The following is a 12883-nucleotide window of genomic DNA, read 5'->3' as shown; positions in this document are numbered from 1 at the left end:
ACCCCATCCCCCCACTACCACATATCCAGAGATAGGGCATACTGAGGGTGAAGCACGCGAAAACGAGCCACCACTGCCGACATGAGCCTCCCGGCGCCGACTTTGGCCGAATTGCCCCTCCATCCCTATATTGATGGTTCAGGTCGTGTGGCACCTGATCTCAAGGGAGCGATCGGTCTCTATGCCATTTTTGATGCGGCTGGCAGCGTGCAGTATATTGGCTATTCTCGGGATATGCGACTGAGTTTGCTACAACACCTGGTGCGCTGTCCCCAAGGGTGTAGTGGCTATAAGGCGATCGCCATTGAACGCCCTGATCGCCCGTGGCTAGAAACCGTGAAACAGCAGTGGCTAGCGGAATTGGGAACTGTGCCCCTAGGCAACGATCGCGATCGCCGCCAGTGGGAAAATGCCATTGATGTCAAGGAGCAAATGACCGAAGCCGAACGCAGTGCATGGGCCAGTGCCGACTCACTCACTCAACCAAAACTGCTGAAACAGGTGGCGCGGCGAGTTGAAGCAGCGATTCTCGAACAGCTACGGCAGCGATCGCTACAGGAGCCGCTGGTCTTTAACGCCAAACTAAAGGAAAGTGGACGGCTGGATCTCAAATGACGACTTCTCCCCCCCTGACTTCTAGCCAAGTCTGGCAGATCAATCAACTCCTGCGCCAAGCGGGGCAACGGGCCCGGCAACTGGCACAGCAACCCTTTGATGTCATTGAAAAGGGACGCCAAGACTTTGCCACCAGTATTGATCGCTTCTTGGATCGGCTGCTGAGTCAGAAATTTCGTGCTTGGTTTCCTGAGGATGGCATCATTAGCTGTCAAGACCCGTGACATTATCTACCCTTGAAACGAAGAGGTCTGGTCGCTCAGTTTGCCACCATCGCAGTTTCTCAATGGGAGTCATGTGGCCCAAAACGCGTTGGGGAATGCGGTGATTGTACGCCCAAAGGTATCGCGTGAGCGTCTCTTGCAAGTCGGCTGCCGAGACAAAGCGTTCAGCGCGCAGAATCTCCGCAATGCGGCCGTTGAAGCGTTCCACCATCCCGTTGGTTTGCGGATGGCGGGGTTGGATGAGCCGATGGGTGATGCGCTTTTCACGACAGAGCTGATCAAACGGATGGTGTCCCGTGGGTTGGCGTTCGCCTGCGGAGGAGAAACGGTCGGTAAACTCCTTGCCGTTATCAGTCAGCACCGTACGCACCACGAAAGGAGCGTTGGCAAGGACATTTGCAAGAAAGCGCGTTGCCGATTCTGCGCTCTTCTCCTCGTGGATTGCCAAATAGACCCAGCGCGTTGCCCGATCAATCGCGACAAAGAGGTAGCGGCGCTGCTCCTCATCCGGCATTTGTGGCAGGTATTTGACGTCGATGTGGATGAACCCAGGTGCGTACGCTTTGAACTGCCGCGTGGTGCTTTTGGGACTGCCTTCGAGGCTTTCGCGTTCCTTTTGCAGTATCCTGAGGTTCGAGACTCCGTGGCGACGCAGGCAGCGATCCAGCGCTGAGCGGCTCAGATTGGGGTTGAGGAACGTCCGGGCAAGAACGAGAAGGTCATCAAGAGGCAGCAAAAGGAGCTTACGCACCTCAACGATCACAAGCTCTTGCGCTTCCGTAAGCGTCGTTTGCAGGCGGTGCGGGCGGGTGCTTTTGTCTTCAACGGTTGCGCGCTTACGCCATTTCGCTACCGTGTGCCGGTGGATCCCGTAACGTCTGGCAAGCTCGCGATGACTGATCGAAGCCGGTGCTTGTTGGATTTCACGGCGAATTCGGGGTGTCGTTCGGGCGTTGGCATGAATACGTGGCATGGTGATACTCCATCGTTGAACGCTTTCCGACCTTGGAACAAGCACTCAAGGAGCCGGTACGCTTCGAAGAGTTTAGCACGACTTCTGGGAATATAATGATGCGGGACCTGACATTTAATCACTAGTAACCGCTGAATTGGGTTGTCGTTAGAATATAAAGTACCGAACAAATTCCAAAGGTAATGGCCTCTACGCTGGAAGAAAAACTACGGACTGCTTTTACACCGGAACAGGCACATCTATTGGTGGAAGTGATCCGTGAAGCCTATGATGATGTTGTAAGGGCGAAAGACTTCAATGAACTGAAGTCAATCGTTTCTGATCTGGGTCAAGCACAAAAACGTACTGAAGAGCGAGTAGGAGAGCTGGCCCAAGCCCAAAAACGCACTGAGGAACGGGTAGAGGAACTTGCCCAAGCCCAAAAACGTACTGAAGAACGGGTAGAGGAATTAGCTGAAGCACAAAAGCGGACTGAGGAGCGGGTGGAGGAACTTGCCCAAGCCCAAAAACGCACTGAAGAACGGTTAGAAGAATTAGCTGAGGCACAAAAGCGGACTGAGGAACGGGTAGAGGAACTTGCCCAAGCGCAAAAACGTACTGAGGAACGGGTGGATCAGCTAGCTGTTGCTGTAGATCGGCTGTCTGCTGCCCAAGAGCGCACAGAAAGGGCAGTGAAACAACTGGCGCGACAGGTGGGAGGTCTCAGTGAAGCCCTCGGTGGCTCCCTGGAAGACTTGGCTTTAGAAGTGGTGCCAGAAATTCTAGAGTATCGCTGGGGGATGGAGATTGAGTTTTGCGATCGCGACACCCTGCCCCTGCGCAATAATCGTGAGTATGAGTTTGATTTAGTGATTCGCGCTCAGGTGGAGGGGCGTCCTGTATTGGTGCTAGGGGAGGTGAAAAGCAACATTACAGAAGCAGAAGTGGAGCGATTCTTGAACCTTATGGCTCAGGTAGAGGCAACTGAGGAGATTCGTCCCCTCTTTTTTGGCTATCGCTTGGAACGGGCCGCCAAGGATTTAATTCGAGAACGGGGTGCCGTCATGATCACGACACGGGGTAAATACTTCCCAGAATGAGCCTTTTCAGAATTGCTGGATTTAGCAACGATAGGTGACAACCAACAGTTCACTAACCTTGCCGCGTTTATGGCGATTGGAGTTGATGACACGGCTGGCCTTAAGTTCAATGCAGCGCCAAGAGCGATAGAGTTGCAGCATGGGTTCAACCCAGGCATTGCTAAGCATGACGTAGCATCCCCGTTGAGCCAATTCAGCGACAACGTTAGCTAGGGCAATCTGCTCTGCCTCGCCAAAGGGCTGATCGGTGTAACTGGTGAAGCTGGCTGTTTTGGAAAGAGGATAATAAGGCGGATCAAAGTAGATAAAGTCTCCCGCCGTTGCCCAAGTTAAGACCTCTTGAAAATCGGCCACGCTCAGTATCACATCTTGGAGGGCAATACTCGCCTGGCGCAGAGCCTCTGGATCAAAAATCTGGGGATTGCGATAACGCCCCATAGGAACGTTGAACTGCCCCGCACGATTAACGCGATAGAGGCCGTTAAAACAGGTTTTGTTTAGATAGATCAAGCGAGCGGCACGGGTCAGGGGATCAAGTTGCCGTTGATCCCAACTCCGAATGTGGTAGTAAAAGGCTTCACTGTGCTGTTGTCGATATTCTGTGAGTTGTTGAATCAAGTCCTCAACACGATCGCGCACGATTTGGTAGCAGTTAATCAGCTCGGGATTGCGATCGCTCAACCACGCCTGCTGAAATTGAAACTGCCCTTGCTGGGCTTGACCAAAGAGATACCAATAGAGGGCTGCACTGCCACAAAATGGCTCAGCATAACAGCGACATTGACGGGGTAAGTAGGGGGCCATTTGACTCAGTAATTGGGACTTACCCCCCGCCCACTTGAGAAATGGCCGCGGCTTGAGGATCGTTGCTGTCGCCACTAGGCCGGTGGAAACAGGATGAACAACAGCCCCTGCTGCCCCACGAGTAATTCCCGAAGGAGTGTGACAATACCCACCCAAATAATCGGGCTAATATCGACTCCCCCGAGAGGCGGCACGATGCGGCGGGTGGGTGCCAGCACAGGTTCTGAGAGCCAGTAAATCACTTTCAATGGCCCTTGGGTGAGGTTAATCTGTGGGTACCACGTCAGGACAATCCGCACCAAAAAGATCAGGGTAAAAATGGCAAGGATGATTCCCAGTACCCAATTGACCACAACAACAGCAGGCATTGGCATTGCTTACCCTATCCCAACCTATTATCCCAAAAAATGATCAAGGGCAGCCTTAAGTTCAGCGAGTTCCTGATCAATGCGCCCCTCTTGAGCCGCACGGGTAACACACTCGTCTAAGTGTTCATCTAGAATCAATCGTGCCACCCGATCCAATGCTCCCCGCACCGCGGCGATTTGAATCAGCACCTCGGGGCAAGGACGACTATCCTGCACCATTGTTTTGATGCCGCGCACATGTCCCTCAATGCGCGAAAGCCGATTGACAATTGCCCGCAGGGATTCTTCACTGTGATGATGGGGATGGGAATGCACAGAAGGGGAAAAATGGGAATGGGATTCAGTGCTCACGGCAAACCGTCCTAAACAATCAGTCCAACGATCAGCAGATACCTCAAGAAGCCGACCAACTAGGGCATGGTTGCCCCCTGGGGATTGGGTAAATTCACCAACCCTTGGCCATTCATAGCTGCCGGTTGTTGGCGCCAACTGGGGGTGAGAACTGGCTGCATTTCTAAAGCAGCCACAAAACGTCTCCGTTGCAGCATCTGCTGTAAGCTTATCACCCAGTCAAATCGTTGCTGGAGTTGAGCAGCTAGGGCACCCGCGACCAAGCATTTCTCTATGTGTTCTTTAGCCGTGTTCAATGTTGCCGGTTGCACTTTTTGCCTATACCGTTCGTTGATTGATTGCATTGGCCGGGCTTGCTGAGATCTCAGGTTGAAGCACTCCATCCATTGGGACAAGGGAGCAGCAGCCGCCCCTAAACTGATTGAAGAGATAACGATCGTGGCACCTCCCCAGAGCAACGGCTGGCGTAAAGACATTGATCATTCCTCGCACGGAACAGCAACCAATGGCTGCACAGCAATTGTAGCAAACTTGCTAGCGGCGCTTGGTTTTGGGCAGGAATATTACGGCTTATTTCTCAGGTTTTCAGTGGGCCTCTGCCTTGGGCTTCACTTCCGTAACTGTTGCTCCTAGGGAAGTCGTGATAGTATCGGGACACATCCCCCACAGGACTCAGTGGACGAAGCAACGTGACAGAACCAGTTTTTTGGTTGGCGGTGTCACTGGTATTGGTGGCCGTATGCTTGGCAGCCGTTCTGGTTGCTGCGATTCCGGCATTTATGGAGTTGGCGCGGGCGGCGCGCAGTGCTGAAAAGCTCTTTGATACTTTGGGGCGTGAACTTCCCCCTACCCTAGAAGCAATTCGCTTGACGGGTCTCGAGATTAGCGATCTCACTGACGACATTAGCCAAGGAGTAGAAAGTGCTGGAAACGTGGTCAAGCAGGTGGATGAAGGGATTGCAGTGGCAAAACGTCAGGTCCAAGAGGTGAAAGTGACGACCCGTAGTGTCTTTGCTGGGGTAAAAGCTGCATGGCAAACGTGGAATCGTCCCAGTCGCAAACCTTCGCGCCTGCCCCCGAGTCAATTGTCACCGCCACCAGAGCGATCGCCCCAAGACCGCCGTGAGCAGGTCAAGGAAAGCTGAATCATCCCTTGGCGGAGGGTAGCCACTGGCTCAGCCCCTACCTTTAGTTGATACTCCGTGGCCAAGAGAATCTGTAAGCAGGCCTGAAGGCTCGGCAGAGCCACAGCGTTCACCTCTTTCTGCAAGAAATAGACCCGTTTTGGATTTCCTACCTCAGCGAGCTTGGCAATCCGTTGATTGTCCCGCTCATGGCTGAGCAACTTGACCCACAACCAGGTGCGAAATTGTTTCGTCAGGGTAGCCAACAGGCGCAGCGGGGGTTCATTTTGTAGAAGCAAGTCCTCCAGCTGGGTTAGGGCAGCGGCTGTATCTCCCCGCAGCAGGGTACTGGCAAGGGTGAGGCTGTTTTGTTGGGTGGCATGAACAAGGGTTGTGATGTCTTCAGCGGTAAGGGGGCGATCGCCCGCAAACAAAGCCAATTTCTCTAGTTCGTTGCGGAGTTGGCGGCTGTCATTACCCACAGCCTCTGCCAGCAGTTGTAGCCCTTCCGGGGGTAGGTGCAGCTGATAGCGTTGAGCTGCCTCACGGATCTGCTGTTCGATCTCCGCGGTTTTCCAAGGGGCAATTGGATTAAATTCCTGAATGTTGCCATGCTGTTGCAGCAGCTTGACCGCTTTACTACGGCTGTCGGGTTTTTGGGTACTGGTGAGGAGCAAATGACAGTTAGGGGGAATTTGCGGCAAGGTCAGTTCTAAATCTGCAAGTAGCTCCGCACTACAGCGTTGACCCAGCGTTGTATTCATCAGCCACACCAAGCGATCGCCCCCACCCAAGGGCGGCGTCATCGCCTGCGCTAAGGCGGCTTGAACGGCTACGGCATCCTCCCCAGCAAATTTCTCGAAGTTAAAACTCTCCCAAAGGGGATCAACGACCTGTTGCCGTAGGTTTTTGACGGCCTGCTCAAGTTGGAATTGATCCTCCCCCCAGTAGAAGTAAACGGGCATGATGCAGAAATTTTCCCTCATCCACTAGGATAAAGACATTGTGGCGAAGAATTTAGGACATGTTGCAATCTTGTTCCCGATGGCCATCCCGCCTTTTGGTACTGGGTACACTGGGGGTAGGGTTAGCAATGGCTCCCCTGTTTTGGCGGCCGGCCGATTCCCAAGAACCCCCTTCCCAAGCCCTCACCATCATAGCTGATGTACAGCAAGCAAATGCAATCACAGGGGTTATTACGGCTCGGGGCAATGTGCAACTGCGTTATCCTGCCCGCCAAATTCAAGCCACGGCGGCACAGGCACAATACTTTAGCCGGGAGGGGCGCATTGTTCTCAGTGGGAATGTGTATGTTTTGCAACAGGGGAACAGTCTTCGGGCCGATACCATCACTTATCTCATTAGGGAAGCAAAATTTGTCGCTTTGCCTGCCCCTAGCCGCCAAGTCGAATCTATTTTAATGATCCCAGATGACCCTAACCAACAAATTCTTACACCTGTGCAGCCCTAGTGGGCGGTTTGCGTTGCCGACTACGCTTCGCCTCGAGGGAGTCTGTAAACGGTATGGCAGTCGTTGGGTGGTGGATCATGTCAGTCTCTCGGTGGCACGGGGAGAAGTGGTGGGTCTGCTGGGGCCCAATGGTGCAGGGAAAACGACGACCTTTTACATAGCCACGGGGATTGAACGACCGGATCAGGGTCGAGTATGGCTGGATGATGAGGATATTACCTCTGCTCCCCTGCATCAGCGGGCACGGCGGGGCATTGGCTATCTGCCCCAAGAACCCAGTATCTTTCGCCAGTTGACGGTTGCTGAAAATATTCTCTTGGTTTTAGAGGAAACAGGGGTGCCTCGGCGGCAGTGGCGCGATCGCTTGGATCAACTGCTGACTGAATTTCGGCTGACCCATATTGCCCACACCCTTGGTCGGCGAGTCTCAGGGGGAGAGCGGCGGCGCACCGAACTAGCCCGTGCCTTGGCAGCAGGTACCCAAGGACCCAGTTTTTTACTGCTCGATGAACCCTTTGCGGGCGTGGATCCCATTGCGGTGCATGACCTCCAGGAGATGATTGCGCAGCTGCGCGATCGCCAAATGGGCATTCTCATTACCGATCACAATGTGCGGGAAACACTGGAAATTATTGACCGCGCCTACATTTTACGGGAAGGGCAGATTTTAGCTGCCGGGAATAGCTGGGAATTGGCACAGGATGCCAAGGTGCGGCAATACTACCTGGGTGAGGATTTTCGTTTCTAGGCATGATTAGAGCACTGCGGCAGATCGAGCTGCCGACCCTTCCCAAGCTAGATCAGTATCTTCTCTCGCTACTGCTGCCGGGGTTTGTTCTTGGCCTCACTGTCTTCACCACCTTGGCGTTGACCGTTGGCACGATTTTTGATCTGGTGCGGCAAATCGCCGATGCACAACTGCCCCTAACGATTTTGCTGCAATTGATTGGTTATCAACTGCCTGCCGTCTTGGTCTTGGTCTTTCCCATGGCGGTGCTGCTGGCGGTTGTGGGGGCGATGAGTCGGCTCTCGGAGGAAGGGGAGTGGATTGCCCTGCGCAGTGTGGGCATTTGTCTGGGCCGTGTCCTCATACCTGTGGTGGTTTTTGCTCTATTGGTGAGTGGGTTGACCCTCGCGCTGAATGAAACAGCGGTACCGATCGCCAAGTATGAATCAAAAAAACTCATGGGCGAGTTACTGCAGCAAGAGCGCAGCCTTGGCTCAGGCACCGATATTTTTTACCCTGAGTACGATCGCCATGGGAATGTGCGGCGACTGTATTATGGCCATCGCTTTGATGGCAGCCGCATCCAGGGGATTACGGTTTTGGATTTTTCGCAACCCCAGGTGACTCAGGTCATTAGTGCTGAATCCGCTGAGTGGAATGTACGTGAGAGTCGCTGGTTACTCTCTCAGGGGATAGCCTATCTCATTAGCCACACGGGGGTCAGCCGCAATCTCTTGCAATTTGACCAGCAGGAGATCCGCTTGCCTCGGCCTGCCCAATCCCAACCCCTGCGGCCGACAGATGTGAATGAGCTTTCGATCACCCAAGCCCGCCGTGCCCTGCAACGTCTCGATCCCGATCGAGAGCCAGAATTGGTGCGTGCCCTTAAGGTTCATTTGGCTCAGTCCTATGCTCAGCCTTTTTTGGCCGTGGTCTTTGCCCTTTTAGGGGTGGGGTTTGGCCTCAGTCCCTCCCAACGGCGGGGGCGGCAGGGATTTGGCATTAGTGTGGCAGTGGTGTTTGGTCAATACGTACTGACGTTTTTTCTGGGTGCGCTGGGGACGACTGGCACCCTCTCGCCCCTGGCGGCGGCGTGGTTGCCCCACAGCATTGGCTTGGTGGTGGCGATCGCCCTACTGTGGCGTGCGGATCGCAGCTAGAGAGTTATGATGAAAGAAGTGCTGATTGCTCATCCATGCCGCAAACCTTTGATCTTCACGTTGTTGAGACACGACCCTTGTTGACGCCTGCTACCCTGCTGGCGGATTTACCGCTGACTGAATCCCAAGCTACCCTTGTGGCCACAACTCGCGATCGCATTCGTGAGATTTTCAAGGGGCGCGATCGCCGCCTGCTGGTGATTGTGGGGCCTTGTTCAATTCACGATGTCAAGGCAGCGCTGGAATATGGGGAAAAGTTGGCCCGGATACGCGATCGCCTGCGGGATAGTCTCGAAATTGTGATGCGGGTTTACTTTGAAAAACCACGGACCTCTGTAGGTTGGAAAGGCCTCATCAACGATCCGCACCTCGATGGCAGCTATGATATCAACACCGGGCTACGCCTTGCCCGCAAGCTACTGCTGGATTTGGCCAACTTAGGAATACCCGCCGCTACAGAATTACTCGATCCGATCATTCCCCAGTACATTGCCGATGTTGTCAGTTGGACTGCTATTGGCGCTCGCACCACCGAAAGCCAAACTCACCGTCAAATGGCCTCGGGTCTCTCGATGCCCGTAGGCTTCAAAAATGGCACCGATGGTCACTTAGATTCTGCCATTAATGCCATGATTGCGGCCCAGCAGTCCCACCATTTTTTGGGCATTAATGCTGAAGGCCGCGCCAGTATTGTTGCCACCACTGGGAATCCCGATACTCACCTGGTGCTACGGGGCGGCAAAGACGGCCCCAACTATTCTGCCGCCCACATTGAGATGGCTGCCGCACTCTTAGAGCGTAAGGGACTCACACCACGGCTCATGGTGGATTGTAGTCATGCCAACGCTGCCAAAGACCCCCAACGCCAAGTGCTAGTGTGTGAGAACCTCGCCCATCAGGTCCAGCAAGGCTCCCGTTATTTGGCGGGTGTGATGATCGAAAGTCATCTCAAGGCGGGTAATCAACCAATTCCCAAGGATCTCTCGCAGTTGGTCTATGGCCAAAGTATTACCGATCCCTGCGTGGACTTTGCAACAACAGTAACAATGCTCGAACAATTGGCTAGTGCGGTAGGATCGCAACTGGTGGCCAGATAACTGGATTGCCTACTCAAGAAGTCTCGTTACTTGCCCCTTGGGGGGGTAGCTTCAATGAAAAGAATTCTTCCTCGTCTTTGAGGATATGAAAGACCTTATCCATGCTCGTGAGCTCAAAGAGCATCATCATTTGTTTGGGAATATTGCAGAGGTAAAGCTGTCCCCCACCGGCACGGATAGTTTTCATGGCAACCACCAGAGCCCCCAAGCCAGAACTGTCCATAAAGGTGACATCCCTACAATCCAGCAAGAGAGCTTTAGTCCCCCCTTGAACCAGCTCACTAATGGTTTGACGAAATTCCTGAGCTTGCGGGCCACCAAAGACCCCAGACAGTTTCATCACTTCGACAGTGTTGGCCATAACCGGATGACAGAAAGGAGTTCCCCGCTAGTATACAGCCTTTTTTTACAGAGATTCCTCAGGGGACAAACGCATACCCCCCTTTGCTCAGTTCCAGAGAGGGGCTGCTCTGTGAAATTTTGTGGAGCGAGCGTAACAAGCCGTAGTCGTCATAGTAGGCTTAACTCTAGCCGTTGAGAAATTTTTAGGACGATAACTCATGGTGCAACGTGGTTCTAAAGTCAAGATTCTCCGCCCTGAATCCTACTGGTACAACGAAGTGGGCACTGTTGCCTCTGTGGATCAAACTCCCGGCGTCAAATATCCTGTGATTGTGCGCTTTGACAAAGTCAATTACACGGGCTATAGCGGCAGTGCCAGCGGTGTGAACACAAATAACTTTGCGCTTCACGAAGTGCAAGAAGTGGCTCCCCCCAAAAAAGGTAAATAGTTTTTGGGATTGTGCCGGAATTACCGGAAGTTGAAACGGTACGTCGTGGGCTAGAGCTCGTCACCCTTAAACAACCCATTGTTGACGTCGAAGTGCTTCTAGCCCGCTCTATTGCGCTTCCCAAAGAGCCGCAAGCCTTCATCGAGCACTTGCGCGATCGCGCCATTGAACAGTGGCAACGACGGGGCAAGTACCTTTTGGCGACCCTAGATGACGGCAGCCGCCTCGTGATTCATCTACGCATGAGTGGCCAGTTGTTGTGGCTGACCACTCCTCAGCCCCCCTGTCCCCATACCCGTGTGCGCTGGTTTTTCCCAACAAGGGCAGAACTCCGCTTTGTTGATCAACGTACCTTTGGCCGCTGTTGGTGGCTGCCACCAGATTGTAGAGTGGCAGAGGCCATTCCCGCCCTGGCCACATTGGCACCGGAACCCCTGAGTGAGGCCTTTACAGTGGCATTCTTGGCGGCGCGGCTGGCTCACTGTCGTCGCTCCATTAAAACAGCGCTTTTGGATCAAAGCATTGTTGCGGGCATGGGAAACATCTATGCCGATGAAAGCCTTTTCCTGAGTGGCCTCCACCCCACCCAATCGGCCCATACCCTCACCCCAGAACAAGTTCAGCGGCTTCATGGGGTCATTTGTCAAGTGCTGCGGGAGGGCATTGCAGCGGGGGGCACCACTATCCGCACCTTTATGAGCCCGGCGGGGGTGAATGGTCACTATGGAGGTCAAGCATGGGTTTATGGTCGCAAAGGGGAGGCCTGCCGCGTCTGTGGCACAACCATTGAACGGCTGCGTTTGGCAGGACGCTCCAGTCACTATTGCCCCCAGTGTCAGCCACTGTCTTCGGCAATTGGCAAATAAAGGGTGAGGATTTCTCCCGCTTGGCGATCGCGCCGTTGAATCACCTTAGCGCCAACTGCTTCAATCAGGAGTTTTGCCGCCTGAAAGTTGAGACTCACTTGCCCGGTTGCCGGATGCCAGAGGAGGAGGTGCCCCAAGGCAGCGAGATCACTGCGGTGTTTGTACTGGGGCGATCGCAATTCTAACTTCACGTGCTGTCCTGCCCGCTGCACCACCAATTGCAGTTCACTCTCCGAGGCAAGGGTTTGGCTATAGTATTCCACTAACCCCGTCAAGACCTGGTCTAAGGAGGCTGGATCACTGAGGACAAAGGGTAAATTGGGCGGATAATCTAGCACTAATTTGACCTGACGCCGCGCCGCCTGTTTTTGCCAGCGAGCCAAGTTGGTTGTCAAGAGTTCCGTCAAGTGGGTCTGCCCGAAAGCAAGGCGGGGTTTGGGGCTAGGACTGGTGAAGATTTCAGCGGCATCACTCAGGAGATTAAAGCGGCTGATTTGATCCTGAATCTCTTGACCAATTTTTTGCAGATACTGGTATGTGCGCTGAGGGAGATTCTCTTGCCGTTGTAGCAATTGGATCAAGGTATTAATGGTGGTGAGGGGAGTACGCACCTCGTGGGAGAGGGCTTGGAGCAGCCGAATGTCAGCGGCCATGGGGATAGAAGTGACAGGCAGGGGCGGGGTCGCCGGTTGACTATAGTCCAGCAGCCATTGACCAAATTGACTCACTAAGCGATAGCTGGGGGGTACCATCTCCACGCTGGCCAACCACTGATCAATGGCGTGGAGATCGGTTAAGGGAAGTTGCTGCCGCAACTGCTGCCAAAAAGCATGAATTTCCTCAGGGGCAAAGGAAAAGTGCAGTCCTCGCTCCCCTTGATAAACCAGCAAAAGATTCACCTCTGGACTCAGAAGCAAGCCAAAGGGACTCATCCCCCCCTGAACTAAGGGCAAGAGGGTCATTGCTGGTAGAGCAGGATTGGCCTCTGACGGTGGCAAGTAGGGAAGCGATCGCCCCTGGGGAAGAAGGACATAGGTTTTTAAGGGACAGTCTTGAAGAATAAGGCTGGGGAAAGAAACTAAAAAGCCCTCAATGGGATGGATCACTGCCAATAATTTTTCTAAGGCGGCAACCCCCGCTTGCCACTGCCAAAAGCGATCGCTGGCACGGCTATCATAACGATCCATGGTGGAATGCGAGCGCCCCATAGCAGCCGATGCAATGTCCCCAACT

At 53.8% G+C, this 12883-nt stretch carries 18 protein-coding genes; 10 read left to right on the top strand and 8 right to left on the bottom strand.

The features are described from left to right. The first annotated feature begins 81 nt into the window (after positions 1-81). The gene (locus TLL_RS08035) at positions 82-615 is read left to right on the top strand and encodes a GIY-YIG nuclease family protein (RefSeq protein ID WP_011057421.1); all 534 of its coding nucleotides are present in this window, start codon (positions 82-84) and stop codon (positions 613-615) included. After that, the gene (locus TLL_RS08030; protein ID WP_011057420.1) at positions 612-839 is read left to right on the top strand and encodes a hypothetical protein; all 228 of its coding nucleotides are present in this window, start codon (positions 612-614) and stop codon (positions 837-839) included. The genes TLL_RS08035 and TLL_RS08030 overlap by 4 nt, the downstream gene beginning before the upstream one ends. Here the strand turns inward: TLL_RS08030 and TLL_RS08025 are convergent. Then, entirely contained in the window at positions 820-1812 is a 993-nt protein-coding gene (locus TLL_RS08025; RefSeq protein WP_165442174.1) for an IS481-like element ISTel1 family transposase, read from the bottom strand. The two genes, TLL_RS08030 and TLL_RS08025, sit on opposite strands and share 20 nt — an antisense overlap. Before the next feature lie 182 nt (positions 1813-1994). Here TLL_RS08025 and TLL_RS08020 point away from each other — a divergent pair, with 182 nt between their 5' ends. After that, positions 1995-2891, top strand: a complete 897-nt coding sequence (locus tag TLL_RS08020) for a hypothetical protein (RefSeq protein WP_011057419.1) — start codon at positions 1995-1997, stop codon at positions 2889-2891. 21 nt (positions 2892-2912) lie between these two features. On the opposite strand, the gene TLL_RS08015 is transcribed toward TLL_RS08020, so the two are convergent. From TLL_RS08015 to TLL_RS08000, 4 genes are read right to left on the bottom strand one after another with little or no spacing between them, the layout of a single operon-like run. Continuing rightward, positions 2913-3770, bottom strand: a complete 858-nt coding sequence (locus TLL_RS08015; RefSeq protein WP_011057418.1) for a DNA adenine methylase — start codon at positions 3768-3770, stop codon at positions 2913-2915. Further along, the gene (locus TLL_RS08010; protein ID WP_164920900.1) at positions 3770-4063 is read right to left on the bottom strand and encodes a YggT family protein; all 294 of its coding nucleotides are present in this window, start codon (positions 4061-4063) and stop codon (positions 3770-3772) included. Before TLL_RS08010 ends, TLL_RS08015 begins: the two co-directional genes overlap by 1 nt. Before the next feature lie 27 nt (positions 4064-4090). Beyond that, positions 4091-4414 (bottom strand): metal-sensing transcriptional repressor, encoded by a 324-nt coding sequence (locus TLL_RS08005; protein WP_011057416.1) that lies wholly within the window; start codon positions 4412-4414, stop codon positions 4091-4093. A gap of 59 nt (positions 4415-4473) precedes the next feature. Continuing rightward, the gene (locus TLL_RS08000; protein WP_164920899.1) at positions 4474-4725 is read right to left on the bottom strand and encodes a hypothetical protein; all 252 of its coding nucleotides are present in this window, start codon (positions 4723-4725) and stop codon (positions 4474-4476) included. A 378-nt stretch (positions 4726-5103) separates the two neighbouring features. Between TLL_RS08000 and TLL_RS07995 the strand changes: the two genes are divergently transcribed. Next, complete coding sequence (locus tag TLL_RS07995) at positions 5104-5559, top strand: hypothetical protein (protein ID WP_011057414.1); 456 nt, start codon at positions 5104-5106, stop codon at positions 5557-5559. On the opposite strand, the gene holA is transcribed toward TLL_RS07995, so the two are convergent. Beyond that, positions 5496-6503: a DNA polymerase III subunit delta gene (holA, locus tag TLL_RS07990; protein WP_164920898.1), complete on the bottom strand. Its 1008-nt coding sequence runs from the start codon at positions 6501-6503 to the stop codon at positions 5496-5498. The genes TLL_RS07995 and holA overlap by 64 nt on opposite strands. Before the next feature lie 59 nt (positions 6504-6562). Here holA and TLL_RS07985 point away from each other — a divergent pair, with 59 nt between their 5' ends. From TLL_RS07985 to TLL_RS07970, 4 genes are read left to right on the top strand one after another with little or no spacing between them, the layout of a single operon-like run. After that, positions 6563-7009 carry an LptA/OstA family protein gene (locus tag TLL_RS07985; protein ID WP_011057412.1) on the top strand — a complete coding sequence of 149 codons (447 nt, stop codon included), beginning with the start codon at positions 6563-6565 and terminating at the stop codon, positions 7007-7009. Further along, a complete protein-coding gene (gene lptB, locus TLL_RS07980; protein WP_011057411.1) occupies positions 6969-7757 on the top strand; it encodes an LPS export ABC transporter ATP-binding protein in 789 nt (262 codons plus the stop codon). The genes TLL_RS07985 and lptB overlap by 41 nt, the downstream gene beginning before the upstream one ends. Before the next feature lie 2 nt (positions 7758-7759). Continuing rightward, positions 7760-8896, top strand: a complete 1137-nt coding sequence (locus tag TLL_RS07975) for an LptF/LptG family permease (RefSeq protein ID WP_011057410.1) — start codon at positions 7760-7762, stop codon at positions 8894-8896. A gap of 35 nt (positions 8897-8931) precedes the next feature. After that, on the top strand, positions 8932-9993 hold the full coding sequence (locus TLL_RS07970; protein ID WP_011057409.1) for a 3-deoxy-7-phosphoheptulonate synthase: 1062 nt from the start codon (positions 8932-8934) through the stop codon (positions 9991-9993). A 13-nt stretch (positions 9994-10006) separates the two neighbouring features. Here TLL_RS07970 and TLL_RS07965 read toward each other — a convergent pair whose 3' ends face one another. Further along, entirely contained in the window at positions 10007-10354 is a 348-nt protein-coding gene (locus TLL_RS07965) for an STAS domain-containing protein (protein WP_011057408.1), read from the bottom strand. A 199-nt stretch (positions 10355-10553) separates the two neighbouring features. On the opposite strand from TLL_RS07965, the gene TLL_RS07960 reads away from it, so the two are divergent. Both TLL_RS07960 and TLL_RS07955 read left to right on the top strand, forming a co-directional pair. After that, positions 10554-10784 (top strand): photosystem I reaction center subunit IV, encoded by a 231-nt coding sequence (locus tag TLL_RS07960; RefSeq protein WP_011057407.1) that lies wholly within the window; start codon positions 10554-10556, stop codon positions 10782-10784. 11 nt (positions 10785-10795) lie between these two features. Next, positions 10796-11650, top strand: coding sequence for a DNA-formamidopyrimidine glycosylase (locus TLL_RS07955; RefSeq protein ID WP_011057406.1), 855 nt, complete (start codon positions 10796-10798; stop codon positions 11648-11650). Here the strand turns inward: TLL_RS07955 and TLL_RS07950 are convergent. Beyond that, the gene (locus tag TLL_RS07950; RefSeq protein ID WP_164920897.1) at positions 11620-12858 is read right to left on the bottom strand and encodes a sensor histidine kinase; all 1239 of its coding nucleotides are present in this window, start codon (positions 12856-12858) and stop codon (positions 11620-11622) included. The genes TLL_RS07955 and TLL_RS07950 overlap by 31 nt on opposite strands. Positions 12859-12883 lie beyond the last annotated feature (25 nt).

The sequence above is a fragment of the Thermosynechococcus vestitus BP-1 genome, assembly GCF_000011345.1.
Classification (GTDB): Bacteria; Cyanobacteriota; Cyanobacteriia; order Thermosynechococcales; family Thermosynechococcaceae; genus Thermosynechococcus; species Thermosynechococcus vestitus.
Note: the sequence above shows the minus strand (reverse complement) of the source record. Positions and strands in the feature narration are given on the sequence as shown.

Excerpts from the sequence above, each read along its gene's own strand:
- TLL_RS08035 (WP_011057421.1), top strand. The coding sequence starts at position 82 with ATGAGCCTCCCGGCGCCGACTTTGGCCGAATTGCCCCTCCATCCCTAT.
- TLL_RS08030 (WP_011057420.1), top strand. The coding sequence starts at position 612 with ATGACGACTTCTCCCCCCCTGACTTCTAGCCAAGTCTGGCAGATCAAT.
- TLL_RS08025 (WP_165442174.1), bottom strand. The coding sequence starts at position 1,812 with ATGCCACGTATTCATGCCAACGCCCGAACGACACCCCGAATTCGCCGT.
- TLL_RS08020 (WP_011057419.1), top strand. The coding sequence starts at position 1,995 with ATGGCCTCTACGCTGGAAGAAAAACTACGGACTGCTTTTACACCGGAA.
- TLL_RS08010 (WP_164920900.1), bottom strand. The coding sequence starts at position 4,063 with ATGCCTGCTGTTGTTGTGGTCAATTGGGTACTGGGAATCATCCTTGCC.
- holA (WP_164920898.1), bottom strand. The coding sequence starts at position 6,503 with ATGCCCGTTTACTTCTACTGGGGGGAGGATCAATTCCAACTTGAGCAG.
- TLL_RS07985 (WP_011057412.1), top strand. The coding sequence starts at position 6,563 with ATGTTGCAATCTTGTTCCCGATGGCCATCCCGCCTTTTGGTACTGGGT.
- lptB (WP_011057411.1), top strand. The coding sequence starts at position 6,969 with ATGACCCTAACCAACAAATTCTTACACCTGTGCAGCCCTAGTGGGCGG.
- TLL_RS07975 (WP_011057410.1), top strand. The coding sequence starts at position 7,760 with ATGATTAGAGCACTGCGGCAGATCGAGCTGCCGACCCTTCCCAAGCTA.
- TLL_RS07970 (WP_011057409.1), top strand. The coding sequence starts at position 8,932 with ATGCCGCAAACCTTTGATCTTCACGTTGTTGAGACACGACCCTTGTTG.
- TLL_RS07965 (WP_011057408.1), bottom strand. The coding sequence starts at position 10,354 with ATGGCCAACACTGTCGAAGTGATGAAACTGTCTGGGGTCTTTGGTGGC.
- TLL_RS07960 (WP_011057407.1), top strand. The coding sequence starts at position 10,554 with ATGGTGCAACGTGGTTCTAAAGTCAAGATTCTCCGCCCTGAATCCTAC.
- TLL_RS07950 (WP_164920897.1), bottom strand. The coding sequence starts at position 12,858 with ATGGGGCGCTCGCATTCCACCATGGATCGTTATGATAGCCGTGCCAGC.